Genomic DNA, 24,982 nt, shown 5'->3' with positions numbered 1-24,982 from the left:
CCGCCGCCCGCGGGGCGACGCCCCGCGGGCGGGTCGACGGTGCAGGCCGTCGGGCGAACTACCCGACCGCCTTCTCGAAGTAGGCCATCACCGTGTCGAGGGACACGCCCCACAAATCGGAAAGCACCAGCGGTCCGCCGAGGCCCAGCTTGGTGAAGGAGCCGGCGGGCGTGTCGAGGGCGACGGCGAGCTGCCGGCGCCAGTCGTCCGGCCAGCCCTCGAACTGGCGGCGCTGCCGCTGATCGCTCAGCCGGCGGCCCTGTCCGGCGGTAATCGCCTCCAACGCCGCCAGGCGACTCTCCTCCGTGATCGCTCCGCGGTCGAGGTCGACCCGCAGGAAGAAGGTCATCACGGGGTTGAGTTCTTCGTCGATCAGGGCGGAGACGAGCTTCAGCTCCGATCCGAGCATCACGTCGAGTTCCCCCGCGTCCGCCTCGCCGGCCCAGACGGCTTCGGCCGCGGCCGTCGGCACGCGGCGGAGTTGGCCGTCCACGTCGACGACGAAGTACCGCAGATTCATCGGCCGAACCCGTTCGGGAAGAGATGGAACCGGGTCAGGGTACGGGCCGCGGCGCCCGCCGGCCATCGGGCGGAACCCCGCCCGTGGGGGGAGAGAATCGGGTGCGCCGCCGGCGCCGCACGAACCGGAGACGATCGGCAAGCGTTGCTATCCTGCCCGCGTGACGACCTCCGCACCGCCCGCCGATCTTCAGTTCGACGCCCCGGCCGGAGCGCCGAATCCGCCCGGCGCCCCCCCCGGGGATCCGGTCGTGGTCACGGCGGACCTCGCCAAGACCTACCGCGACGGCTGGTTCGGCCGGAAGCGGGTGCACGCCCTGCGGGGCGTGAGTTTCCGGGTGGAGCGGGGCGAAATCTTCGGCCTGCTGGGCCCCAACGGGGCGGGGAAGACCACCCTGATCAAGGTCCTGCTCGGCATCTGCCGGAAGTCCGGCGGCACGGCGAAGGTGCTCGGCTGCCCCGCCGGCGCCCGGGAGGCCCGGCGGCGGATCGGCTACCTGCCGGAGGGCCACCGCCTGCCGCGGCACCTCACCGCGAATACCGCCCTCGACTACTACGGCGGCCTGTCGGGCCTCTCCTCCGCCGAGGTGAAGCGCCGCCGCGGGGAGTTGCTCACGCTGGTCGGCCTGTCGAAGTGGGGCGACACGAACGTCCGCAAGTTCTCTAAGGGCATGCAGCAGCGGCTCGGCCTCGCCCAGGCGATGCTGCACGACCCGGACCTGCTGATCCTCGACGAACCCACCGACGGGGTCGATCCGGTCGGCCGGGCCGACATCCGCAAGGTGCTGGGCGAATTGAAGGCTCGCGGCAAGACGGTCTTCCTCAACTCCCACCTCCTGCAAGAGCTGGAACTGGTCTGCGACCGGGCCGCGATTCTCCGCAACGGGGAAGTCCGCGGGGTCGGCGACTTGGATGAACTCCGCGGCGGCGGGGAGCGCGTCACGCTGCGAGTGGTGGGGCCGGAGAAGGCGGTGCGAGCGGCGCTGGTCGGGGCGCACCTCGGCGACGTGCCGCTGCAGCCCCTCGGAACCGCCCCCGACGGCCGGGGTCGGTTCACGATCGACCTGGACGAAGCCGAGCAGCCGCGGATCGACGCCGCCGTGGACGCCCTACGGACGGCCGGCGTGAGTCTGCACTCGCTGATCCGCACGAAACCGTCGTTGGAAGACGCCTTCCTGCGTGCCGTCGCCGACGACGACCGCCTCCCCGTCCACGGCGGCGCCGGCGTCCGCCAAGCCGGCGGCGTCACGGAATGAACCGGGCCGCCCGCCGTTCCCCTCCGCCTCCCGCCCTCCGCCTAACGACTTCCTGATGCGTCCCTACCTGGCGATCCTGAAGGACAGCGTGCGGGAGGCGGTCCGCAGCCGCACCCTGCCGTTCCTGCTGGCGTTCTTCACCCTCGTGCTGGCGGTCGTCGCCCCGCTGGGCCTGCGGGACGAGACGGCGTGGCGGCTGGAGCCGGACGACCTGCTCGACGCTCCCCTGCTGCTGGCCGAGTTGCGGCGGGACGAGGCGAAGGCGGGCCGTCAGCCCGGCGATCAGGTGTTGGCCGCCCTGCCGGCGGACGTGCGGCGGGCGATCCTCTCGACCGACGACGATGCGTCCCCCCCGGACGCCGACCGGCTGCGGGCTGCGCTGAACGCCGACGTACTCTCCGCCTCGGGCTTCTACGAGGAGGAGGCGTTCGACGGGGTGCGGTTCGCCCGTCCGGACAACGCCTTCGGCGTCCCGGCCGAGGAGGACGGCGAAGCGGAGCGCCTGCTCGCGGAGGGGCCGGAGTCCCTGTCGGCCGAGCGGCTGGCACGGTTCAACCGACTGCTGCTTTCGGCGGCCTTTCCGCAGGCGGTCGCCGCCCCGCCGGAGGAGCGGGTGTTCCTCGTCTACGGCCCCTGGGATCTGCCGGAGGATTTTACCGGGTCGCTGGCCGCGAACGTCGGGCTGGAGTTGAACCGCAGCGGCGTCCGGTTCATCGCGCGACTCATGATGGAGTTCGTCGCCAGTTGGCTGGCCGGACCGATCGGCGTGCTGATCGCCCTGCTGGTGACCGCCTCGCTGATCCCGCAGACGTTCGAGGGCGGGGCGATCGACCTGTTGCTCTCCAAGCCGGTGGATCGGACGGCGACGTTCCTGACGAAGTTCGTCGGCGGGTGTGCGTTTGTGGGCCTCGCCGGCCTGTACCTGTGCGGCGGGCTGTGGCTGATCGCCGGGGTTCGGCTGGGGGTCTGGGACGCCGGGCTGATCGCCGCGGCGGGAATTCTCGTGATGCAGTTCGCCGTCTTTTACAGCGTCAGCGCCGCGGCGGGGGTGCTGTGGCAGAACGCGATCGTCTGCGTGATGGCGGCGGGCGGGCTGTGGGCGCTGTCCTGGCTGCTGAACGTCGTCTGGCATCCGATCCAGCAGACCGCCGCCGCGAACCGCCCCGCGGCGGTCGTCGCCGGGGCCGGGGAGGTCTTCCAGGCCGACGCCCACGGCCGCATCACCCGGTGGGAGCCGAGCGCCCGGGAGTGGCGGCCGGCCCTGTACCCGCCCGGACGTCGCAACGGACCGGAGCCGCCGATCCCCACCTACCGCCTCGCCGGACCGCACTTCGTCCCCGCGGAACAGTCGCTGGCGGCGGTCGAAATCTACTCGATCAGCGGCGGCCCCGGCGGGGCGATCCGCTCGCCCGGCTCCCGCCGGCTCTACACGGCGACGGCCGCGACCGAGTGGGAGGGAACCGCCGGGACTGTCGCCCCGCCGCTGACCTCGCACCTGCTCGTCCGGCCGGACGGCGCCCCGCTGTTCGCCGGCCGGCTCGGCGTGTTCACCCCCTGGCCGGAGGGCGAGGGGCCGGACACGGAGGCGGCCGGCCTGCTGGCGACGGCCGTCCAGTGGGTCGCCCGACAGACCTCTCCGCAGTTCGAACCGGTCGTCCTGCCGCCGGACGACGGTTCCCGCTCCCCCGCGTTCCCGGAGCCGTTCGCCGCGGCGATCGACCCGCAAACCGGCGATCTGGCGCTCTACGCCGGCGGCGTGCTGCGGCTGTACCCGGCTGGCGAGGCCGAACCGAGCGTGGAGGCGACGCTGTACGAGGCCGACGGCCCCGCCGGGAAACCGGGCGGCCCGCCGGCGGTCGTCGTGGCGGCCGGCGGCGGCGGGGCGCTGGTCGTCACGGGGGAGGGCGTCGGCCAGGCGGTCGCCGCGGACGGCTCCGTCCGCGACGTCGCCCCGGTCCCCGGCAGTCGCCCCCGCGGGTTCGCCGCCGACCCCGTCAGCAGCCGGCTCGCCCTGGCGACGCACGACGGCCCGCTGTGGGTCGGCTCCGCCGACGGCACGGGCGAGATCGTCGTCGGCGACGCCTCCGCGGCCGGCTGGGGGGAGGACGGCGCCCTCTGGATCGGCTCCGGCCCCGACGAGGTCACGCAACTCGCCCCGGACGGCGACGGCTTCCGCGAGATCGCCCGCCTCGCCCCGCCGCCGGGCATGTTGGCCCGCATCGTTCGCTACGGCCTCACCCCGCTGCACTATCTGTTGCCGGACAGCGTCGGCCTGGGCGAGACGCTCTCGGCCCTCTTCAAAGGGGACGAGCAGGAATCGCGGGAGGCGTTCGGCGCCGACCTCGACCTCCGCCAACCCCTGCTGACGACGGAGTTCTGGGGCCCGCTGATCCACAACTTCGCCTTCATGGCCGCGAGCCTCGCGCTGACCTGCTGGCACGTCTCTCGCACCGATTTTTAGCCTCCGGTCGCTGCGTCGGACGGGCAGCGAAGGGTGAGGCGGGTCACCTCCGGCACGGCCCCGTACCGCAGCGGTTGCCGGCCGGAGAGGCCGCGGGAGACGTGCAGCGCCGTCGCCCCCTCCCGGTACGTCCCGCCGGCGTACCGCACGCCGTGCCGGCTGGGAGCGTAGACCGGCCCGATCAGCGGCAGCGTAATCTGGCCGCCGTGGTTGTGACCGGCGAGCATCAGGTTCACCCCCTCCCGCTGCGCCCCCGGGAACAGGTCCGGCGTGTGGGCGAGGAGCAGCCGGAAAGCCTCCGGCGGCGCCTGCGACCAGTCCGGGGGACCGTTCAACCAGGGCGATTCGTCCCCCGCCAGCGCCAGCGGGTCGCCGCCGCGGTGCAGCGTCTCCACCCGGCCGGAGACGTCCTCCCAACCGACGGCTTCCAGCGCCGCCCGCAGCGGGGCGACTTCGTAGTGCCAATCGTGATTGCCGAGGATGAACCGGCAGCCGCACGCCGGGTTCGCCTTCGAGAGCTGCCCGAACGTCGGTGCGATCCAGTCGACGCGGGCCGGGTTGTCGATCAGGTCGCCGGTGAAGACGTACAGGTCGCACCGCCAGGCGGCGAGTTCCGCGAAGGCCCGTTCGAAGAACGGCAGACTCACTTCCCCCTGAAAGTGGGCGTCGGACACGTGCCCGATCGTCAGACCGTCCCAGCCGGACGGCAGATCGGGGAGGGTGAGTTCCAACTCGACGGCTTCCAAGGTGAACTGGCCGTTCCACGGCATCGCCGCCTGATGTCGCCGCCGGCCCGCGCCGATCGGTTTGAAGCCCAGTTCCGCCGTCACGTCGATCCGGCGGCTCGCCCGCCGCACGCCGGTCGGCAGCGGGCGGAACAGGTTCCGGGCCGTGCAGACCAGCAGCGAAATCACGCCCAGCCCGCACAGGGCGAAGTACGCCTTCCACCCCCACGGGACCGCCGCCCACTCCCCGCCGCGCAGCAGCCGATAGCCGAACAGCCCGAACCCGAACAGCAGCCCCGGGACCGCCCCGAACACCAGCAGATCGTGCACCGCACGGACTTTGGAGGTGACGCGGTGCTTCAACTTCAGCCCGTGCACGCGGTTGGACCACGCGGCCATGAGTTCGCAGTGGCCCGCGAAGACGGCGAACAGCAGGGCGGCGTTGAGCCAACTCACCGGCGAGACGGGGTGAAGGGCGGGGCAGGGAACCGGTGAGTCTAGCCCCCAACGACGAAGACGCCGTGCACAAGACGCTCCGCCACGCCCTCGACGACCTCGACCGCCACAAACGGCTGCTGCGGATCGCCGAGCCGATCGACCCGCACCTCGAAGCGGCGGAGATCCAGCGGCGGGTCTACGCCGCCGGCGGGCCGGCGCTGCTGTTCGAGAACGTCGTCGGCTGTCGGTTCCCGATGGCCGCCAACCTGTTCGGCACGCTGGAGCGGGCGAAGTTCCTGTTCCGGCACACGTTGCGGCGGGTGGAGCATCTCGTCGATCTGAAGGTCGACCCGGCCGTCGCCCTGAAGGCGCCCTGGCGGTACGCCGACGTGCCCCTCGCCGCCCTCACCACGCTGCCGAAGCGGACGCGGTCCGGCCCCGTGCTGAAGAACCGCTGCCGGGTGAGCGACCTGCCGCAGCTGGTCAGTTGGCCGGACGACGGCGGGCCGTTCGTCACTCTGCCGCAGGTCTATACGGAGGACCCGCGGAAGCCGGGCGTGGGGAACTCGAACCTCGGCATGTACCGGGTCCAACTGGGCGGGAACGAGTACGTGCCGGACGAAGAGATCGGCCTGCACTACCAACTGCACCGCAGCATCGGCGTGCATCACGCCGCGGCGCTGGAGCGGGGGGAGGAGCTGCGGGTCAACGTGTTCGTCGGCGGAACGCCGGCGATGACCGTCGCCGCGGTGATGCCGCTGCCGGAGGGGCTGAGCGAACTGATCTTCGCCGGGGCCCTCGCCGGCCGCCGCATCCCGATGGCGAAGCACCCGCTGGGGAAGGGGTGGCCGCGGGTCTACGGGGAGGCGGACTTCTGCCTCTCCGGCCGGGTCGTCGGCGTGAAGCCGGAAGGGCCGTTCGGGGATCACCTCGGCTACTACGCCAAGACCCACGACTTCCCGGTGATGAAGGTGGAGGCTGTCTACCACCGCGACGGGGCCGTCTGGCCGTTCACCGTCGTCGGCCGTCCGCCGCAGGAGGACACCACCTTCGGCGAGCTGATCCACGAACTGACCGGCCCGGCGCTGCCGACGGTGCTGCCGGGGGTGAAGGGCGTGCACGCGGTCGACGCCGCCGGGGTGCACCCGTTGCTGCTCGCCGTCGGCAGCGAGCGGTATGCGCCCCACACGCCCAGCGACCGACCGGCGGAGCTGCTCACGCAGGCCAACGCGATCCTGGGGCAGGGGCAGCTCAGTCTGGCAAAGTACCTGTTCATCGCCGACGCCGCGGACGATCCGCCGTCGATGGAGGACGTGCCGGCCTTCCTCATGCACTGCCTCGCCCGGATCGACCCGACCCGGGATCTGCACTTCCAAACCCGCACCACGATCGACACCCTCGACTACAGCGGCTCCGGCCTGAACGAGGGCAGCAAGGTCGTCCTCGCCGCCCGCGGCCCGGCCAAGCGGGAGTTGCCGGAGTTCCTCCGCAGCGGCTGGCGGCTGCCGGACGGCTTCGACCACGCCGCCGTCGCCTTCCCCGGCGTCGCCTGCGTCAGCGGGCCGGCCTGCGAGGGGAAGGACGGGGCGGCGGACCGGTTGGCCGCCGCGATCGACGCGGAGCACCCCCTGCGGGGCTTCCCGCTGATCGTCCTCTGCGACGACGCGACCTTCAGCGCCCGCACGGCGAACAATCTGCTCTGGACCGCGTTCACCCGCAGCGACCCCGCGGCGGACGTCTTCGGCGTGGACAGTTTCACCGAGGAAAAGCACTGGGGCTGCCGCGGCCCGCTAATCGTGGACGCCCGCGTCAAACCCCACCACGCCCCCCCGCTGATCGAGGATCCGGCGGTCACGGCGAAGGTCGACCGCCTCGCCGCTCGCGGCGGCCCGCTGCACGGCATCCTGTAGGGTCCGCTGTGCGGGCCGTAAGTTTCGTCGCCGGTCTTGCGAAACGGTCCGCACAGCGGACCCTACGAACCATGCTCTTTCTCCAAGCCACCGCCGCCTTCGGACTCGAGGCGGTCGTGGGCCGCGAACTGGAGGCCCTCGGGCTGCCGCCGACGGAGAAGGAGGACGGCCGGGTGCGGTTCGAGGGCGATCCGGCCGACCTGGTGCGGGCGAACCTGTGGCTGCGGGCGGCCGATCGGGTGCAGGTCGTCGCGGAGGAGTTCGACTGCGACGACTACGACGCCTTCTACGAGACCGTCCGCACGCTCGACTGGACGAAGTGGATCGCCTACGACGCGGCGTTCCCCGTGACGGCCCGCAGCGTGCGGAGCGCCCTGGGGCATGTGCCCACGCTCCAGAGCATGGCGAAGAAAGCGATCGCCGAGGCCCTGTGCGAGGCCCGCGGCGATCGGCCGGGCTCCCCGGTGCCGGAGGTCGGGCCGCCGGTGCCGATCGAGGTGAACGTGCGAAAGGACCGCGTCTCGCTGCTGCTCGACAGCACCGGCCCGGGCCTGCACAAGCGGGGCTACCGCGACCTGACCGGTCCGGCCCCGCTGAAGGAGACGCTCGCCGCGGGCATCGTGCTGCTGAGCGTCTGGACCCGCGATCGGCCGCTGCTCGACCCCTGCTGCGGGACCGGCACGCTGCCGATCGAGGCGGCGCTGATCGGGCGGAACGTGGCTCCCGGCTTGCACCGCGAGTTCGTGGCGGAAGGCTGGCCGCTCGCCCCGCCGGCACTGTGGGCCGAACAGCGGGCCGCGGCCCAAGCGGCGATCCTCCCCCCGCTGGAGAAGCCGCTCCAGGGGGGCGATCTCGACCGCGACGCCGTCTCCGCCGCCCGCCGACACGCCCGCCGGGCCGGGGTGGGGGAGGACGTGCACTTCCAACAGCGGCCGATCGCCGAGGCCGGGGCGAAGGCCTCCCACGGCGTGCTGCTGGCGAATCCGCCCTACGGCGAGCGGCTCGGCGACGCCGACGCCGTGCATCAGGAGCTCGCCGCCCTGCTGAACCGATTGGGCGACTGGAGCGCCGCGATCCTCACTCCGCACCCGGCGTTCCCGTCGATGGTCGGCCGCAAGGCGGAGCGGCGCCGCAAGCTCTACAACGGCACGCTCGCCTGTACGCTGCACCAGTATCTCGGCCCCAAACCGGCTTCGCTCGGCGGTCAGGACGACGCAGCCGGGTAAGATGCGCCGCCCCCTCCGTCTTCACGAAGCGACCCGATGCCCCGCGTGCTCAACGTCGGCCAGTGCGTTCCCGACCACATGTCGATCACCTCCTACCTGCGGCGCAAGTTCGACGCGGAGGTGGTGAAGATCGACTCCGAGTCGGAGGCGCTGGCGGCCGTGGAGGCCGGAAACGTGGACCTCGTGCTGGTGAACCGGCTGTACGACGCGGACGGCTCCCCCGGACTCGAGACCGTCAAGGCGATCGCCGGCCGGGAGGACGCCCCGCCGGTGATGCTCGTCTCAAACTTCGCCGACGCCCAGCAGAGCGCCGTGGACGTCGGGGCGCTGCCGGGCTTCGGCAAGAACGACCTCGGCACCGCCCGGGCTGACGAAAAGCTGGCCCCGCTCCTCGGCGCCTGACGAACCTCGGCCCCTGTCGTCAGCCGGCCGCGGGCCCCCCGACCGCCCGCAGGTCCGCGGCGGGCGGCTCCGGCAGGTCGACCCAACTCCGGCACCCGCCGTACTTCGGGGAGTCGGCGATCTCGACCGGCTCCTCCGGAACCCAAACCCGCACGGCAATCGCCCACAGGCCGGGCTCCTTGTAGCGGAACCGCTGGAGCGCCGTTTCGTCGGAGAGAGCGTGGCGGCCGCGGAGGGCTTCCAACTCGGCCTCCTCGTCAAGTCGCCAGGTTTCCGTCACCTCGCACCACCCCGGCAACCGCACGACGCCCTCCGGCGGCGGGGTGGGTAGCGAACCGCGGAGGGACGGGGCGAGATCAGCGGCGTCTTGGTGGAAGCGGGTCGCCATCAGCCAGAAGCGGTCGTGCTCCGGCCGGAACTCGCCGCGGCGTTCGTGGATGCCGCCTTTGCGAAGGATCAGGTCGACCTGCCCCGTGCACAGGGCGTCGCAGACGGCAGCCCATTCTTTGAAGGCCACGCCGCAGGATTCGGCGGCGGGCGTTTGGTTCGTCGCGTCGTTCACCAGCCCACCCCCAGCACGCCCTCGCCCTCACGTCGCGGCTGGCCGCCGAGGGCGGCCCGGTTCCGGGAGTCCACCTGCTCGTTCAGCGTGCAGAGATCCCAGATCCAGCCGATGCCGAACAACCCGCCGGTCACCAGCCAGAGCACGCCGGTGAGGATCTTGCCGAGGTAGAACCGGTGAATGCCGAACACGCCCAGAAAGGGCAGAGCGTTCAGCACCCAGGCGATGTTGTAGTCGTACGGTCCCGGTGTGTAGCGGCGGTCGGCCTGCGCCTCCAGCCGCGGCATCCAGAAGAAGTCGAAGACCCAGCCGACCCCCAGCAGGCCGAACGTCAGCGACCAGAGCAGCCCGGTCAGCGGCTTGCCGTAGTAGAAGCGGTGGGCCCCGGCGACGATCAGCGTGAACGGGGCCAGAACCCACAACAGATAGCCGCCGGCCAGCGTGTGCGTGCTGTCGGGCCGGCGGAACCGCTCCATCGCGGCGGGCGTCTTGAACAACGGACCGTCTGCGGCGCCGCCGGGATCGGCGGCGGAGGCGTGCGGGGCGGAGCCGGTGACGGGGACGGAGGCCATCGCGGGGCGGGCCGGATGCGGGGAGGGGGGTTTGACCGTCGGGTCTTCGCCGGCGGAGGCCGCATCTTAGCGGCGGACTGTCACTCCCCGGTTGGGCGCTTCCCCGATGTTCGCGTTCTACAGCAGCAAACTCGGCTGTCTCGGATCGTTGTTGCTCTCGGCGGCGCTGTCCGTCGGGCTAATTTTCCTGCTCCGCGGTTGCGGGTGATCGCCGCCGCCGCGGGCGCTTGAACTGCACGTCGGCGGGCACGGGGCTCGCCCCACCGGCGGACGCGTCGTCTCGCGGATTCGATACGACCGGCGCGATCGTACCGTCTCCCTCGTTGCCAAACTCTCCCCCTCACCCGGAGCGCACCGATGGGCCTTTTCACCAGCACGTCCTTCGACGACCTCAAGGATCTGTACGTCGATCAGCTGCAGGACCTGTACGACGCGGAGCAGCGGCTCACCAAAGCCCTGCCGAAGATGCGGGACGCCGCCCACAGCCCGCAGCTCAAGCAAGCGTGGGAAGCGCACCTCAAGGAGACCGAGGGGCAGGTGAACCGTTTGGAGAAGTGCTTCGAGCTGATCGACCAGAGCCCCAAGGCGAAGACCTGCGAGGCGATGAAGGGCCTGATCACCGAGGGGGATGAGATGATCGGCGCCAAGGGCGATCCGGATGTGAAGGACGCCGCCCTGATCGCCGCTGCCCAGCGGGTGGAGCACTACGAGATCGCCGGCTACGGCTGCCTGGTGCACTTCGCCAACCGCCTCGGTCAGCACGAGGCGGCCCGCCTGCTTCAGGAAACGCTGGACGAAGAAGGCGCCGCGGACAAGAAGCTGACCGCCATCGCCGAGGGCTCCGTCAACAAGCAGGCCGCGACCTGATCGGCAGGGCGTCTCCGCCCCCGTTCCCGCCCCTCCCTCCCCGGAGTTTCCGATGGGCCTGTTCACCGGCACGACGTTCCACGATCTGGGCGACCTCTATCGCGCCCAGTTGCGGGACCTCTACGACGCGGAGCAGCGGGTCGCCGAGGTCCTGCCCCGCATGCAGGAGAAGGCCGGCGACGCCCGGTTGAAGCACTCGTTCGGCGACCAGATCACGGAGACGCAGGCCCAGATCGCCCGCTTGGAAAAGGCGTTCACGCTGCTGGGCGAGACCGCGAAGGGTCAGACCTGCGAGGCGACCAGGGGGCTGATCAAGGAGGCGGAGGAAACGCTGGATGCCGACGGCGAGGGGCACGTCCTCGACGCGGCCCTCATCGCCAACGCCCAGCGGATCCAGCACTACAACATCGCGGGGTACGGCTGCCTGACGCACTTCGCGAAGCGCTGCGGGCAGGAGGAGGCGTCCTCCCTGTTCGCCGAGAGCGCCGACGAAGCCGGCGCCAGCGACCGGCGGATGACGCAGATTGCTGAGGAACGCGTGAACGCCGAGGCCGCCGCGGCCTGAGCCGCTCGGCCCCCGCGAGTTCGGCGCCAGCGTCCCGGACCCTTTGAGGGTCTGGGACGCTTTGCGTTCAGTCTTTCAGCAGGTCTTGCACGCGGGCGACCGCGGCGTCCGGGGCGACGTTCTCCGCGTCGGCGTCGGTGCGGCGCTTCACCTCGACCACGCCGTCCTTCATACCGCGTTTGCCGATCGTGATGCGGGTCGGCAGGCCGATCAGGTCGGCGTCGGCGAACTTCACGCCGGGCCGCTCCTTGCGGTCGTCCAGCAGGCAGTCGACGCCGGCGGCCTCGAGGTCGTCGTGGAGCTTGGCGGCGAGAGTCATCACCTCGTCGTCCTTCACGTCCAGCGGGATGACGTGGCACTGGTAGGGAGCGATCCCCTTCGGCCAGACGATGCCGCGGTCGTCGTGGCTGGTCTCGATCGCCCCGGCGACGATTCGATTGATGCCGATGCCGTAGCAACCCATGACGATGCTGCGGCGCTTCTGGTCCTCGCCGAGGAACTCCGCCCCCAGGGCGTCGGAGTACTTCGTGCCGAGCTTGAACACGTGGCCGACCTCGATACCGCGGACGAGCTTCATCTCGCCGCCGCCCTTCGGGTCCGGGTCGCCGGCCCGGGCGTCGCGGAGGTCGTGGGTGGTTTCGACCGCCCAGTCGCGTCCGCAGATCACGCCCTTGGTGTGCTTGTCCGCGGCGTTCGCCCCGACGACCGCCGGCTGCACGACCACCGCGTCGTGGTCGGCCAGCAGGGTGACGCCCGTCAGCCCGACCGGGCCGGCGAAGCCGACCGGGGCACCGGTGACGCGTTGCACCGTCGCCTCGTCGGCCAGGGCGATCGTCTTCGCCCCGACAGCCCGGCGGATCTTGCCCTCGTTCGCCTCGTGGTCGCCGCGGACGACCACGGCGACGATCTTCTCCGACTCCGTGCCGGCGTCGGCGATGTAGAGGAGCGTTTTGAGCGTCTGCTCCGGCGCGACGTCCAGCAGTTCGCAGACGGCTTCGATTGTGGAGACGCCGGGGGTGTCGACCGTCACCGTCACCGGAGCGTTGGCGGGGACCTCGATCTTCGGCGGTTTGCGGCCGGTTTCGGCCCGTTCGAGGTTCGCCGCGTAGCCGCTGGCCTCGCAGTGGACGACCGCGTCCTCGCCGTTCTCGGCGGGGATCATGAACTCGTGGGAGGCGTCGCCGCCGATCGGGCCGCTCTCCGCTTCCACCGCGAGGTAGGGAATGCCGCAGCGCTCGAAGATGCGACAGTAGGCCGCGTACATCGCGTCGTAGGAGGCGTTCAGCTGCTCGACGTCCGTGCCGAAGCTGTAGGCGTCCTTCATCAGGAACTCGCTGGTCCGCAGCACGCCGAAGCGGGGGCGTTCCTCGTTGCGGAACTTCGTCTGGATCTGGAACAGCGTCAGCGGGAGCTGCTTGTAGCTGGAGATCGACTGCTTGATGAGGTCGGTGATCGGCTCCTCGTGGGTGGGGCCGAGGGCGACGTGCACCTTGCGGTCGCCGCGGGGGAAGGCGAAGTTGAGCAGCACGTTGCCGAACGCCTCCCGCCGGCCGCTGCGTTCCCACAGTTCGATGGGGCTCATCGCGGGGAAGTGCAGCTCGGCGGCGCCGGCGGCCTCCATCTCCTCCCGGACGATCGCGGCGGCCTTCTGCACGGCCCGCCAGCCGAGCGGCAGGTAGGTGTAGGCGCCGGCCATCACCTGCCGGACCAGCCCGGCCCGCAGCATCAGCCGATGGGAGGGCACCTCCGCGTCGGCGGGAACCTCTTTGAGGGTCGGGATGAGGGTCTGCGACCAGCGCATGGGAGGACTTTGCGAAAGGAGGAGCGCGCAAGACGCGGGCGGGGGAGAATGGGTTTGTGCGAGGGTTTCGTAAAGCGGAGGCCCTGCGAACAGCCGGGTTCGCAGGTTCTTCGCTTGCAATCCGCCGCCGGCGAGGGACGATAGACGCAGATGTCCGAAGATCAGACGCCCGAGGCGCGAACGTCCGTTGACGCGTTGCGCGACGGCGAAACAATCGACCAGCCGTTTCTGCTGGCCGAGAAGAGCCTGCGGACGAATCGGAACGGTCAGCTCTATCTGCTCGCCCAACTGCGAGACCGCACCGGGCAGATCTCCGCGTTGATGTGGAACGTCGCCGAAAGCGACTTCGACCACCTCCCCGTCGGCAGCGGCGTGCGGGTGAAGGGCCGGGTGCAAACGCACCAGGGCGGTCTGCAAATCATCGCCCATAAGGTGCGTTCCGCCGGCGACGACTTCGACGCCGACGCCTTCCGCCCCGCCGCCAGCGAGGCGACCGCCGAAGCCTTCAAGGCCCTCTCCGACCTCCTCCTCAGTCTGCCGGACGAGGACCTGCGGGAGCTGATGGCGTCCTTCCTGGCGGACGAACCGCTGATGGAAGCCTTCCGCACCGTCCCCGCCGGTATTAAAGCGCACCACGCCCACCGCGGCGGGCTCTGCGAGCACACCGCCGCGATGGCCCTCGCCTGGCGGCGGCTGGCGGACCTGTACCCGGAGGTCGATTCCTCCACGGTCCTCGCCGGCTGCTTCCTGCACGACCTCGGCAAGACCGGCGAACTGGATCCGGAAACCTTTACCTACACCACCCCCGGCCAACTGCTGGGGCACATGCAGATCGCCTGCGATCTGCTCGCGGAGAAGATCGCCCTCACCGTCGACCGCACCGGCCGGCCGTTCCCCGAAGCCAAGCGCTGGCACCTGACCCACCTCATCCTGTCCCACCACGGGACCCCGGAGAAGGGCAGCGTGAAGGAGCCGATGAGCCCCGAAGCCGTCGCCCTGCACGCCCTCGACACGCTCGACGCCAAGGTGAACGAGTTTCTCAAGATCCTCGGTGAGGACCCCAAGTCGGAGTCCGACCTCACCCCCTACCACCCCCGCCTCGGCCGCCGTCTGTTTCGCGGCCCCCGCTGACGCGGGCGCCCCCCGCCCCCCGCGGGCCGAACGATCGGCCGCCGCACGCCTCCCGACCCGCCGCCTTCGCGGAGCGATCCGCGGGCGGGCGTCTCGCACACCACATCCTTATCGCCGCGATCCTGACGACCGCGGCCCCCGTCGGGCCCCGCCCGACACGTACCAAATCAGCAACGAACAGATGCCCACCGAAAAGTGCCGCGCCCCCAAGAAACGGGCCGGCAAGAAGAGCGCCGCCCAGACGAAACCCTCCAGCGGCACCGCCGAGGACCGCGTCCTCGACCTGCTCACCGATCCGAACTACCAGCCCGTCAAAGCGGCGACCGTTCTCAAAAAGCTCGGCGACACGCCGCAGATCGAAACCGACGACCGCGTCGCCCTGGAGGCGCTAATCGCCACCGGGAAGGTCGTCGCCGACCGCGGCGCCCGCCTGCGGGCCCGGCACCGGCCGGGGGTGAGCATCGGCCGCCTGAAAGTCACCCGCAGCGGCGACGGCTGGGTCGATATGAACGACCCCCGCGGCCGCGAGCACGACGTCTACGTGCCGCGGTCGGACATGGCCGACGCCCACGACGGGGACGAGGTCGAGGTTCGCATCGTCAACCGCAAGGGCGGCCGGGACCGCTCCCGCATCAGCGGGGAGGTCGTCGCCGTCATTGAGCGGAAGACGACCCGCTTCGTCGGCACCTACGACGAGACCGGCCGCCGAGCGTTCGTGCGGGTCGACGGCGACGCTTTCCTCGAGCCGATCCCGATCGGCGACCCCGGCGCCCACCCCGCCGAGCCCGGCGAGAAGGTGGTGATCGACGTGCTCAAGTTCCCCGGCGACGGCCGGCCGGGCGAGGCGGTGGTGATCGAGGTGCTCGGTCGCCGCGGCGAAGCCGGCGTGGACGAACTGAGCGTGATCCGCGAGTTCGGCCTGCCGGAGGAGTTCCCCGACGAGGTCGTCGCCGCCGCCAGCGAGGAGGCCCGCCGCTTCGACGAGGAGCAGATCGGCGATCGGCTGGACCTCACCAAGGAGGTCGTCGTCACCATCGACCCGAAGACGGCGCGCGACTTCGACGACGCGATCAGCCTGAAACGGATCGAGAACGGCCACTGGGTGCTCGGCGTGCACATCGCCGACGTGGCCCACTTCGTCAAACCGAATTCGCCGCTCGACAAGGAGGCGAAGGACCGGGCGACCAGCGTCTACCTGCCGGGGAAGGTGATCCCCATGCTGCCGGAGGTAATCTCCAACGGCCTGGCCAGCCTGCAGCAGGGCAAGGTCCGGTACGTGAAGACCTGCTTCATCGAGTTCGACCCGACCGGCATCCCGGTCAAGACGCGGTTCGCCAACGCCGCGATCAAGGTGACGAGGCGGTTCGCCTACGAGCAGGTGATGCCGATCGTGAACGATCCGGACGCCTTCAAGCGCCGGGTCCGCAAGGACGTGCGCCATCTGCTGTTGGACATGTACCACCTGGCGATGACGCTCCGCCGGCGCCGATTCGCCGCCGGGGCCCTGGAAATGCACATGCCGGAGGTGACGCTCGATCTGAACAAGAAGGGCGAGGTGATCGGGGCCAGCGAGGCCCATCACGACGAAAGCCACGAGATCATCGAGGAGTTCATGCTCGCCGCGAACGTCGCGGTGGCGCAGGCCCTCGAAGCCCGCGGGCTGCCGTTCATCCGCCGGGTGCACGACGATCCGGACGAGGCGAAGCTGAAGCAGTTCTCCGAATTCGTCTCCACGCTGGGATACGACCTGCGGCAGTACCAGAGCCGCCCGCACTTGCAGGCGTTGCTGGACGAGGTGAAGCACGAACCGGAGGGCGCCGCGGTGAACTACGCGCTGCTCCGCAGCATGAAGCAGGCGGAGTACAGCGCCGGCGAGGGCGGCCACTACGCCCTGGCGTTCCCGCATTACGCCCACTTCACCTCGCCGATCCGCCGCTACCCGGACCTCACGGTGCACCGGCTGATCGACGCCCTCTGCAGGGGCCAGAAGCCGAAAACGCAGAGCGAGGGCGAACTCACGAGCCTGGCGAACCACTGCTCCGAGCGCTCCCGCCGGGCGGAGAAGGCGGAACGGGAACTGGTCCGCGTGAAGCTGCTCGAATACCTGGAGGACCGCGTCGGCGAGGAGTTGGACGCCGTCGTGACCGGGGTGATGAACTTCGGCGTGTTCGTCCGCGGCACGGAGCTGCCGGCGGAGGGGATGATCCCGCGGGAGGCGCTGGGCGGCGGCTGGTTCGATCACGACGCGACGGCCCACACGCTCACCAGCCGCGAGGGCGTGACCTACCGGCTGGGTATGCCGCTGAAGGTGAAGGTCGCGGAGGTGGACGTCGAGGGCCGCAACCTGGAGTTCGCCCTCGCCGAGACCCCGCAGCCGGACGGCGGCGGGTCGGGCCGCTCCTCCCGGGGCCGTTCGTCCAAGGGCCGCTCGTCCGGGGGGCGTTCCTCCAGCGGCAAAGAGGACTCCTCGGGGAAGCGCTCCGGCTCCTCCGGCAAGCGGGGCGGCGGCCGCGGCGGGAAGGGCGGCGGAGGCTCCCGGAACGACGGCGGGGCGAACGACTCGGGCGGCGACCGCGACGCGAAGACGAAGCGCAAACGCTCCCGCCGACGCTAGGAGAGCGGCGGAAGTCCGACAGAATCGGGCGAACTTCGCCGATCGGGCGCCGCGTCACCCTGTCCCGGTGGGGGAAAAGGCTCAATCCGCCTAGACTGCCCGGCCGACACTCCTCGTTCCCCGTCACCGATCCGAGCAGCCGATCCCGTGGGCGCCCTCCGCCGACTGCTGATGAGTTCCATCGGCAAGAAGTACGTCATGGGCCTTTCCGGCCTGCTGCTGATCGGGTTCGTGGCGACGCACCTCGCCGGCAACCTGCTGATCTTCCAGGGCAGCGCCGCCTACAACGACTACGCCGCCAAGCTGCACAGCCTCGGCCCGCTGCTGTGGATCGCGGAGGTCGGCCTGCTCGTCCTGTTCGGCCTGCACGTGCTCTACGCCTACTGGCTGGTCATGGAGAACCGGGCCAGCCGCGGCGACGAGGGTTACGAGATCGGCTACCGCTCCAAGCAGCGGACGACCTACCTGAACCTCGCCCCCCGCAGCTGGATGGCGATCAGCGGGACCGTCGTGCTGGTCTTCCTGGTCTGGCACCTGATCGACATGCGGTTCGGCCTGCGGGACGACGTCGATCCGACCTTCGAGCGGTACGTTGACGACCATCTGGAGGACGAATCCGGCCGTCCGCTGTTCCTGCGGTACGAGCGGGCCGTGCAGATCCTCAGCACGCCGATCTCCGCCGGGCTGTACACCGTGGGGGCAATCCTGCTGGGTTTCCACCTCTCCCACGGGGCGAGCAGCTGGTTCCGCTCCGTCGGGCTGGAGGTCTACGGACTGGGGGGACCGTTGAAGAAACTCGGCGTGGTTCTGGCCGTCGTGATCGCGCTCGGCTTCGCCTCGATCCCGATCTACGTCTGGTTCGCGGACATCGACCTGTCGGACCTGTCCGCGGCGGAAGCTCGCGAACGCGCCCGGATCGTGAGTGAAGAAGCGACCGGCGAGTCGGTTCAGGAAATGCCCGCCGAAGACGTCGCCCCCGAAGCCGACTGACCGCCCTGCGACCGGCCGTCCCGCGACGGCGTCCCCCGCACCTTATTTCTCCTCAAACCGCCGCCCATGGTCGCCGCCGCCACGACCGCTGACGTTCGCACCGACACGCTCGACAGCCGCGTGCCGGAGGGGCCGATCGAGCAGAAGTGGGACCGCTGCATCCGCGAGATGAAGCTGGTCAACCCGGCGAACAAGCGGAAGTACGAGGTGATCGTCGTCGGCACCGGGCTGGCCGGCGGCAGCGCCGCAGCCTCGCTGGCGGAGCTGGGCTACCGGGTGAAGTCCTTCTGCATCCAGGACAGCCCCCGCCGGGCCCACAGCATCGCCGCCCAGGGCGGCATCAACGCCGCCAAGAATTACCAGAACGACGGCGACAGCGTCTGGCGGCTGTTCTACGACACGGTGAAGGGCGGCGACTACCGCTCCCGCGAGGCGAACGTCTACCGCCTCGCCCAGATCAGCAACAAGATCATCGACCACTGCGCCGCGCTCGGCGTGCCGTTCGCCCGGGAGTACGGCGGGGCGTTGGCGAACCGCAGCTTCGGCGGCGCCCAGGTCTCCCGGACGTTCTACGCCCGCGGCCAGACCGGCCAGCAGTTGCTGCTCGGCGCCTACTCCGCGATGAACCGGCAGGTCTACGCCGGGCGGGTGAAGGTCTACGCCAAGCGGGAGATGCTCGACCTGATCGTGGTCGACGGCGTCGCCCGCGGCATCGTCACCCGGAATCTCAACAGCGGGAAGTTCGAGGTCCACCTCGGCGACGCGGTCGTGCTCGCCACCGGCGGCTACGGCAACGTCTACTACCTCTCCACCAACGCCAAAAGCTGCAACGTCACGGCGGCGTGGCGCTGTCACCGGCGGGGGGCCTACTACGCCAACCCCTGCTTCACGCAGATACACCCGACCTGCATTCCGGCCAGCGGTGACTATCAGAGCAAGCTCACGCTGATGAGCGAGAGCCTGCGGAACGACGGCCGCGTCTGGGTGCCGAAGAAGAAGGGCGACAACCGCGCTCCGGAGCAGATCCCCGACGGGGAGCGCGACTACTACCTGGAGCGCCGCTATCCGGCCTTCGGCAACCTTGTCCCCCGCGACGTCGCCAGCCGGGCCGCCAAGGAGCGCTGCGACGCCGGCTACGGCGTCGGCAAGACCGGCAATGCGGTCTACCTCGACTTCCGCGACGCGATCCGCCGCGACGGTCGCAAGATCATTGCGGGCAAGTACGGCAACCTCTTCCAGATGTACGAAGAGATCGCCGACGAAGACCCGTACAAGACGCCGATGCGGATCTACCCCGCCGTCCACTACACGATGGGCGGGCTCTGGGTGGACTACCACCTGCAAAGCACGATCCCCGGCCTGTTCGTGCTGGGCGAGGCGAACTTCTCGGATCACGGGGCGAACCGGCTGGGGGCCTCCGCGCTCATGCAGGGCCTCGCCGACGGCTACTTCGTCATCCCGTACACGATCGGGGACCACTTGGCGAAGATGAAGCGGACGGAGATCACCGAGGATCACCCCGCCTGTAAGGAGGCCCTCGTCGAGAGCCGCAACCGCATCGAGGCCCTGCTGGCGGTGAAGGGTTCCCGCAGCGTGAACAGCTTCCACAAGGAGTTGGGCGCGATCATGTGGGAGCACGTCGGCATGGAACGGACCGCCGAGGGGCTGGAGACGGCCATCGGCAAGATCCGGGCCCTCCGCGAACAGTTCTGGCAGGACGTGAAGGTGACCGGCACCAACGGCAGCTTCAACCAGGGCCTGGAGCACGCCGGCCGGGTGGCCGACTTCCTGGAGTTCGCCGAGACGCAGACCCGCGACGCCCTCGTCCGCGACGAAAGCTGCGGCGGCCATTTCCGGGCCGAACACCAGACGCCCGAGGGCGAGGCGAAGCGGGACGACGAGAACTTCTCGCACGTCACCGCCTGGCAGTACGCCGGCGACGGCGAAACGCCCGTGGAGCACCGCGAGCCGCTGAAGTTCAAGGAAGTCTCCCTCACCTCTCGCTCCTATAAATAACCCCGTAACGCCGACGCTCCGCGGAGCGTCGCGGACCGCACGATGATCGACATCCCCCACTCCGACGGCGGCCACCTCTCGCTGACGCTGAAGGTCTGGCGGCAGGCCGACGCCGACAGTCCCGGCGCGTTCGAGACCTATCAGGTGGAGGACATCAACCCGGACATGTCCTTCTTGGAAATGCTCGACTGCCTGAACGAGCAGCTCATCCAGGAGGACAGGGAGCCGGTCGCCTTCGATCATGACTGCCGCGAGGGCATCTGCGGGACCTGCGGGGTGATGATTAACGGCATGGCCCACGGCCCGCTGCCGAACACGACGACCTGCCAGCTGCGCATGCGGCAGTTCCGCGACGGGGACACCCTCGTGCTGGAGCCGTGGCGGGCCAAGGGCTTCCCGATCGTCCGCGATCTGGTCTGCGACCGCAGCGCCTTCGACCGCATCCAGCAGGCCGGCGGGTACGTCTCCGTCAGCGTGGGCAGCGCCCCGGACGCCAACGCCGTCTCGGTGCCGAAGAAAGTCGCTGACGCGGCGATGAGTTCCGCCGCCTGCATCGGCTGCGGCGCCTGCGTGGCGGCCTGCAAGAACGCCGCCGCCCACCTGTTTACCGGGGCGAAGGTCTCCCACCTGGCGCTGCTCCCGCAGGGCAAGGCGGAGCGGAAGGACCGCGTCCGCCGGATGGTCGCCCAGATGGACGAGGAGGGCTTCGGGGCTTGTTCGAACACCAACGAGTGCCAGGCCGCCTGCCCGGCGAACATCAAGGTGACGGACATCGCCCGCCTGAACCGCGAATACGCCTACGCCAGCCTCGGCACCAGCGACTGACGGCGGCGTGCTTGCGTTCCGGAGTCCGCGCAAGGCATTGTCCTTTTGCCGCTCAGCGACTCTGAGTCCGTGCCCGAAGCTCGGCGGCCGGTACGCTCCCAGAGAGTTCGCATGACGCCCGCCGAGTTCTGGGCCGACCGGCCCGATGAGTCTTCCCCGTCGCTGACGGATGCGGGCGTCGCCCTCGTCGAACGAGTGCTCGGCGTAAAGCTGCCGGCGGCGTACCTCGATCTACTTCGGTACCGCAACGGCGGCGAAACCCGCGGGTGGGAGTGCTCGGTCGAAGGGGAGGAGGGCTGGGACGAGTTCGTCGGCGAACTGTTCGGCGTGCCGTCGCTGACGGAGGACGAAGCCGCCTCGATCGACACGGCGGCCCTCGACGAGAACATCTCGACCGAGATCCACGGCTCCGTACTGGTCACCCCCTACATGACCCGGGAGTGGCAACTCCCGCCTCGGCAGGTCCTGCTCAGCGGCGACGGGCATACGTGGCTGAGCCTCGACTATCGGGAGAGCGAAGACCCGGCCGTCGTGTTTCTGCAAGACGACGGGCTCGAATTCGCGATCTCCGAACTGGCCGGCAGCTTCGACGAGTTCCTGTCCCGGCTCCGACCGGCGCGGCTCGAAGACTGAGTCGATCGGCCGACGGCACGCCCCGGTTCGGGTAGACTGCGACCATGGCCGACCTTCTGAAGACTCCGCTGCACGCCGCCCACCTCGCCGCGGGCGGGCACATGGTCGACTTCGCCGGTTACGACATGCCGGTGCGGTACGGCACGATCGTCGCCGAGCACGACGCCGTCCGCACGGCGGCCGGGCTGTTCGACATCTCCCACATGGGCCGCGTCCGCTTCTCCGGCCCGGACGCCGGCGTCCTGTTGGACAAGCTGCTGACGAACCGGGTGCCGACTGAGTCCGGCCGCGTGCGGTACGGGCTGCTTTGTCGGGAGGACGGCGGGATCCTCGACGACGTGCTGACGACCCGACTGGCCGACGACTGGCTGATGGTCGTCAACGCCGCCAACCGACCGACCTGCCTCGATTGGTTCCGCAAACACGCCGACGGGCTGAACGTCGAGATCGACGACCACACCGCCGACACCGCCATGATCGCGGTGCAGGGGCCGGAGTGCGGGGAGATCGTCTCCCACGTCGTGCACATGCCGCTGCTGGAAACGCTCGGCTACTACCGAGCCAGCCCCGCCGTCTGGGAGCGGCCGGGGGAGGCGCCGGTGGAGATCACCGTCAGCCGCACCGGCTACACGGGGGAGGACGGGTTCGAACTGATCGTCCCCGCGGAGTCCGCTGAGGAGATGTGGCACGAACTGCGGGAGGTCGGCGAGCCGCACGGCCTCGTCCCCTGCGGACTGGGCTGCCGCGACACCCTGCGGCTCGAAGCCGGTATGCCGCTCTACGGACACGAACTGACGACCGAGACGGACCCGCTCTCCGCGGGACTCGGCTTCGCGGTGGCGCTGGAGAAGGGCGACTTCCTCGGCCGCGACGCGATCGCCGCGGTGCGGGAGGAAGGGCTGAAGCGGGTCCGCGTCGGCTTCGAGATGCGCGGCCGCCGCGTCGCCCGGGAGGACGCCGCCGTGCTGCACAACGAGGCCGTCGTCGGCCGCACGACCAGCGGCACGCACTCGCCGACGCTGGGGAAAGCGATCGGCATGGCTTACGTCCCGCCGGACGCCGCCGCGGAGGGAACCGAACTGGAGATCGACGTTCGCGGCCGGGCCGAACCGGCGGCGGTCGTGCCGCTGCCGTTCTACAAACGGCAAACGATGAAGGCGGAACACCCCTGACGACGAAAGGGGCCGTAGGGTCCGCTCCGCGGACCGCGTACAGTGTCGTCCCCCTTCTCCCCCACGGTCCGCGGAGCGGACCCCACGGAACGAGCCCATGGCCAACCGCGACTTCACGCCCTATCAGCAGAAGGCGATCAAGCGGTACTACGACAACCGCCCGTCGATCGACCGCACCAAGCTGTCGGAACTGGTGACGAACCTCTACCTCGCCGACGCCGGCAAGGCGGAGAAGATGTGGGAGCGGGCCGAGGACCTGATGACCCGGCTCGAGGTCCCCCCCGCCCGGGTGAAACACGTGACCGGCAGCCGCGACGTCGCGGCCCTCGCCAAGGTCGTCGAGGAACTGGAAAAGGGCGGCTGACCCGCCGCCCAGAAGACGACGGGGCAGTCGGCCGGACGGTTCAGGCGCCGGGCTTCTCTTCGACCTTCACGTCCACGTCCTCCTCGGACTCGATCGTCACCTCGGTTTCCTTCTTGGCGTCCGGAGCGTCCGGCAGGGCGGGAGCCACGTCCGGGTCGGCGGCGAGGTCCGGCTCGGGGTCGGTCTTCTCCGCCCGGAGGTCGTCGATCTCTTTGTCGAGCTGACGCTCCATATCGCCGACGCGGTCCTCCGCCTCCTCCTTTTCGAGGATCGCCGCCTTCAGCTCTTCCCGCTGCTCGGCAATCTCCTCGTCGGCCTCGGCAGCTTCCTCCCGAGCGTCCTCAAGCTCCTCGCGGACCTCGTTAACGTCCTCCTGCTCCTCGGAGACCTGCGCGGCCTCCGGGTCGTCCGCCTCGTCCGCGTCCCCGCAGCCGACCAGCGGGAGGGTGCAGAGAAGCGCGGCGGGCAGCAGGCGGGGGCGGGGCATCGGTCGGTCCTGTTTTCGGGAAGATCGAACGCCCGATGGTACGGCGGGCGCCGGCCCGCCGTCCTGGGCGGAGCCCCGATCTTTCACTCCTTCAGACAGCGGTCGATCTGACGGACCGCCTGCCGGAGCCGCTGTTCGTTCTCCACGATCGCCAGGCGCAGAAAGCCCTCGCCCTCCTCGCCGAAGCCGCGCCCCGGGCTAACCGCCACGTCGCCCTCGGCCAGCAGTTTGAGGGAGAAATCAATGCTGCCCATCGCGCGGTACTGCTCCGGAATCGGCGCCCAGACGAACATCCCGGCCTTCGGCTTCGGCACGTCCCAGCCAATGCGGTTCAGCCCGTCGACCAGGGCGTCCCGCCGCTTGGCGTACTCCTTCACCACCGCCGCAACGGCGGGGTCGGCGTGTCGCATGGCGATGATCGCCGCGATCTGCACCGCCTGGAAGATGCCGTAGTCGTAGTAGCCCTTGATCGTCGCCAGCGCCCGCACCATTTGCGGGTTGCCGGCGCAGAAACCGATCCGCCAGCCGGCCATGCTGTAGCCCTTGGACATCGTGGTGAACTCCACGCCGACGTCCTTCGCCCCGGGGCTGGCGAGGAAGCTGGGCGGCTGGTAGTCGTCGAAGCCGATGTCCGCGTAGGCGAAGTCCGAGAGAACCAGGAACCCGAACCGCTTCGCCAGCTTAACCAGCTCGTCGAAGAAGTCCTGCTCGACGGTCGTGCCGCTGGGGTTGTGGGGGAAGTTCGCCACCACCACCTTCGGCTTGGGAAAGAGGTGCTCGCAGGTGTAGGCGACGTTCTCGAGGTAGGCGGCCGGGTCGCGAACGTCGAGTTGGATGACGTTCCCGCCGGCGAGCATCACGGCGTAGGCGTGGATCGGGAAGGTCGGCGCCGGCACGATCGCCGTGTCGCCGGGGCCCATCAGGGCGAGGCAGGAATGACTGAAGCCCTCCTTGGAGCCGAGGCAGGCGATCACCTCGCTGTCGGGGTTCAGCGAGACGCCGTACTTGCGGTCGTACCGCTTCGCGACCTCTCGCCGCAGGTTCTCGATGCCGTTCGAGACGCTGTACCGGTGATTCTTCGGGTCGAGCAGGGCCTCTTTGAGCTTATCCGAGATCTGGGCGTCCGGCGGGTCGGTCGGGTTGCCCATGCCGAGGTCGATCACGTCCGCCCCGGCCCGGCGGCGTTCGAGCTTCAGCTTGTTGATCTTGCCGAACAGATACGGCGGCAGCCGCCGCACCCGGTCGGCGACCGGGATGTCGAAGGGGGCGTCCTCGAAGGAGACGTCAGTATCGGATTCGCTGCGCACGTCGGGCGACGGTGAGGGGGTGGGGTCCGCCGGAGCGGACGGGCGTTCGGGGACGGAGCCGCATCGTAACGGCCCGTCCCCCGGACCCCACCGCCGAACGGGCGTTCGCGCCGCCGGCGGTCGAAAACGACAACAAAAA

At 70.2% G+C, this 24,982-nt stretch carries 22 protein-coding genes; 15 read left to right on the top strand and 7 right to left on the bottom strand.

Annotation, left to right across the window (positions count from 1 at the left end; genetic code table 11):
* Nucleotides 1–58: 58 nt before the first annotated feature.
* Nucleotides 59–520, bottom strand: coding sequence for a hypothetical protein (locus ACG2DA_RS12365; RefSeq protein ID WP_395256003.1), 462 nt, complete (start codon nt 518–520; stop codon nt 59–61).
* 160 nt (nt 521–680) lie between these two features.
* Between ACG2DA_RS12365 and ACG2DA_RS12360 the strand changes: the two genes are divergently transcribed.
* A complete protein-coding gene (locus ACG2DA_RS12360) occupies nt 681–1,775 on the top strand; it encodes an ABC transporter ATP-binding protein (RefSeq protein ID WP_395256002.1) in 1,095 nt (364 codons plus the stop codon).
* Nucleotides 1,776–1,830: 55 nt separating this feature from the next.
* Entirely contained in the window at nt 1,831–4,236 is a 2,406-nt protein-coding gene (locus ACG2DA_RS12355; RefSeq protein ID WP_395256001.1) for an ABC transporter permease subunit, read from the top strand.
* On the opposite strand, the gene ACG2DA_RS12350 is transcribed toward ACG2DA_RS12355, so the two are convergent.
* Nucleotides 4,233–5,417 (bottom strand): metallophosphoesterase, encoded by a 1,185-nt coding sequence (locus ACG2DA_RS12350; protein ID WP_395256000.1) that lies wholly within the window; start codon nt 5,415–5,417, stop codon nt 4,233–4,235. The two genes, ACG2DA_RS12355 and ACG2DA_RS12350, sit on opposite strands and share 4 nt — an antisense overlap.
* 35 nt (nt 5,418–5,452) lie before the next feature.
* Here ACG2DA_RS12350 and ACG2DA_RS12345 point away from each other — a divergent pair, with 35 nt between their 5' ends.
* The 3 genes from ACG2DA_RS12345 (at nt 5,453) to ACG2DA_RS12335 (ending at nt 8,937) form a co-directional block, all read left to right on the top strand.
* Nucleotides 5,453–7,309 carry a UbiD family decarboxylase gene (locus ACG2DA_RS12345; protein WP_395255999.1) on the top strand — a complete coding sequence of 619 codons (1,857 nt, stop codon included), beginning with the start codon at nt 5,453–5,455 and terminating at the stop codon, nt 7,307–7,309.
* A gap of 71 nt (nt 7,310–7,380) precedes the next feature.
* Nucleotides 7,381–8,535 (top strand): class I SAM-dependent RNA methyltransferase, encoded by a 1,155-nt coding sequence (locus ACG2DA_RS12340; protein WP_395255998.1) that lies wholly within the window; start codon nt 7,381–7,383, stop codon nt 8,533–8,535.
* A 36-nt stretch (nt 8,536–8,571) separates the two neighbouring features.
* Complete coding sequence (locus ACG2DA_RS12335; RefSeq protein ID WP_395255997.1) at nt 8,572–8,937, top strand: hypothetical protein; 366 nt, start codon at nt 8,572–8,574, stop codon at nt 8,935–8,937.
* 19 nt (nt 8,938–8,956) lie between these two features.
* Here the strand turns inward: ACG2DA_RS12335 and ACG2DA_RS12330 are convergent, their stop codons facing one another.
* The gene (locus ACG2DA_RS12330; RefSeq protein ID WP_395255995.1) at nt 8,957–9,454 is read right to left on the bottom strand and encodes a DUF1802 family protein; all 498 of its coding nucleotides are present in this window, start codon (nt 9,452–9,454) and stop codon (nt 8,957–8,959) included.
* A gap of 41 nt (nt 9,455–9,495) precedes the next feature.
* The gene (locus tag ACG2DA_RS12325) at nt 9,496–10,071 is read right to left on the bottom strand and encodes an NINE protein (RefSeq protein ID WP_395255994.1); all 576 of its coding nucleotides are present in this window, start codon (nt 10,069–10,071) and stop codon (nt 9,496–9,498) included.
* 357 nt (nt 10,072–10,428) lie between these two features.
* Between ACG2DA_RS12325 and ACG2DA_RS12320 the strand changes: the two genes are divergently transcribed.
* On the top strand, nt 10,429–10,938 hold the full coding sequence (locus ACG2DA_RS12320; RefSeq protein WP_395255992.1) for a ferritin-like domain-containing protein: 510 nt from the start codon (nt 10,429–10,431) through the stop codon (nt 10,936–10,938).
* A 52-nt stretch (nt 10,939–10,990) separates the two neighbouring features.
* A complete protein-coding gene (locus ACG2DA_RS12315; protein WP_395255990.1) occupies nt 10,991–11,503 on the top strand; it encodes a ferritin-like domain-containing protein in 513 nt (170 codons plus the stop codon).
* Between the two features lie 67 nt (nt 11,504–11,570).
* On the opposite strand, the gene ACG2DA_RS12310 is transcribed toward ACG2DA_RS12315, so the two are convergent.
* The gene (locus ACG2DA_RS12310) at nt 11,571–13,304 is read right to left on the bottom strand and encodes a proline--tRNA ligase (RefSeq protein WP_395255989.1); all 1,734 of its coding nucleotides are present in this window, start codon (nt 13,302–13,304) and stop codon (nt 11,571–11,573) included.
* Between the two features lie 150 nt (nt 13,305–13,454).
* On the opposite strand from ACG2DA_RS12310, the gene ACG2DA_RS12305 reads away from it, so the two are divergent.
* From ACG2DA_RS12305 to ACG2DA_RS12270, 8 genes are all read left to right on the top strand, one after another.
* Complete coding sequence (locus ACG2DA_RS12305) at nt 13,455–14,435, top strand: 3'-5' exoribonuclease YhaM family protein (protein ID WP_395255988.1); 981 nt, start codon at nt 13,455–13,457, stop codon at nt 14,433–14,435.
* A 181-nt stretch (nt 14,436–14,616) separates the two neighbouring features.
* Nucleotides 14,617–17,049, top strand: coding sequence for a ribonuclease R (gene rnr, locus ACG2DA_RS12300; protein ID WP_395255987.1), 2,433 nt, complete (start codon nt 14,617–14,619; stop codon nt 17,047–17,049).
* Between the two features lie 147 nt (nt 17,050–17,196).
* The gene (locus ACG2DA_RS12295) at nt 17,197–18,039 is read left to right on the top strand and encodes a succinate dehydrogenase cytochrome b subunit (RefSeq protein ID WP_395255986.1); all 843 of its coding nucleotides are present in this window, start codon (nt 17,197–17,199) and stop codon (nt 18,037–18,039) included.
* Between the two features lie 66 nt (nt 18,040–18,105).
* Nucleotides 18,106–20,055, top strand: coding sequence for a fumarate reductase/succinate dehydrogenase flavoprotein subunit (locus tag ACG2DA_RS12290; protein ID WP_395255985.1), 1,950 nt, complete (start codon nt 18,106–18,108; stop codon nt 20,053–20,055).
* 42 nt (nt 20,056–20,097) lie between these two features.
* Nucleotides 20,098–20,880 (top strand): succinate dehydrogenase/fumarate reductase iron-sulfur subunit, encoded by a 783-nt coding sequence (locus ACG2DA_RS12285; protein WP_395255984.1) that lies wholly within the window; start codon nt 20,098–20,100, stop codon nt 20,878–20,880.
* Between the two features lie 111 nt (nt 20,881–20,991).
* Nucleotides 20,992–21,513 (top strand): SMI1/KNR4 family protein, encoded by a 522-nt coding sequence (locus ACG2DA_RS12280; RefSeq protein WP_395255982.1) that lies wholly within the window; start codon nt 20,992–20,994, stop codon nt 21,511–21,513.
* A gap of 44 nt (nt 21,514–21,557) precedes the next feature.
* Entirely contained in the window at nt 21,558–22,685 is a 1,128-nt protein-coding gene (gcvT, locus tag ACG2DA_RS12275; RefSeq protein WP_395255981.1) for a glycine cleavage system aminomethyltransferase GcvT, read from the top strand.
* 97 nt (nt 22,686–22,782) lie between these two features.
* Complete coding sequence (locus ACG2DA_RS12270) at nt 22,783–23,049, top strand: hypothetical protein (RefSeq protein WP_395255980.1); 267 nt, start codon at nt 22,783–22,785, stop codon at nt 23,047–23,049.
* A gap of 40 nt (nt 23,050–23,089) precedes the next feature.
* Here ACG2DA_RS12270 and ACG2DA_RS12265 read toward each other — a convergent pair whose 3' ends face one another.
* Both ACG2DA_RS12265 and ACG2DA_RS12260 read right to left on the bottom strand, forming a co-directional pair.
* Nucleotides 23,090–23,536 (bottom strand): hypothetical protein, encoded by a 447-nt coding sequence (locus tag ACG2DA_RS12265; protein WP_395255979.1) that lies wholly within the window; start codon nt 23,534–23,536, stop codon nt 23,090–23,092.
* An 83-nt stretch (nt 23,537–23,619) separates the two neighbouring features.
* Nucleotides 23,620–24,843, bottom strand: coding sequence for an aminotransferase class I/II-fold pyridoxal phosphate-dependent enzyme (locus tag ACG2DA_RS12260; RefSeq protein WP_395255978.1), 1,224 nt, complete (start codon nt 24,841–24,843; stop codon nt 23,620–23,622).
* Nucleotides 24,844–24,982 lie beyond the last annotated feature (139 nt).

This window comes from Alienimonas sp. DA493, from assembly GCF_043951915.1.
GTDB lineage: Bacteria > Planctomycetota > Planctomycetia > Planctomycetales > Planctomycetaceae > Alienimonas.
This window is presented reverse-complemented; position numbering and strand designations above follow the sequence as displayed.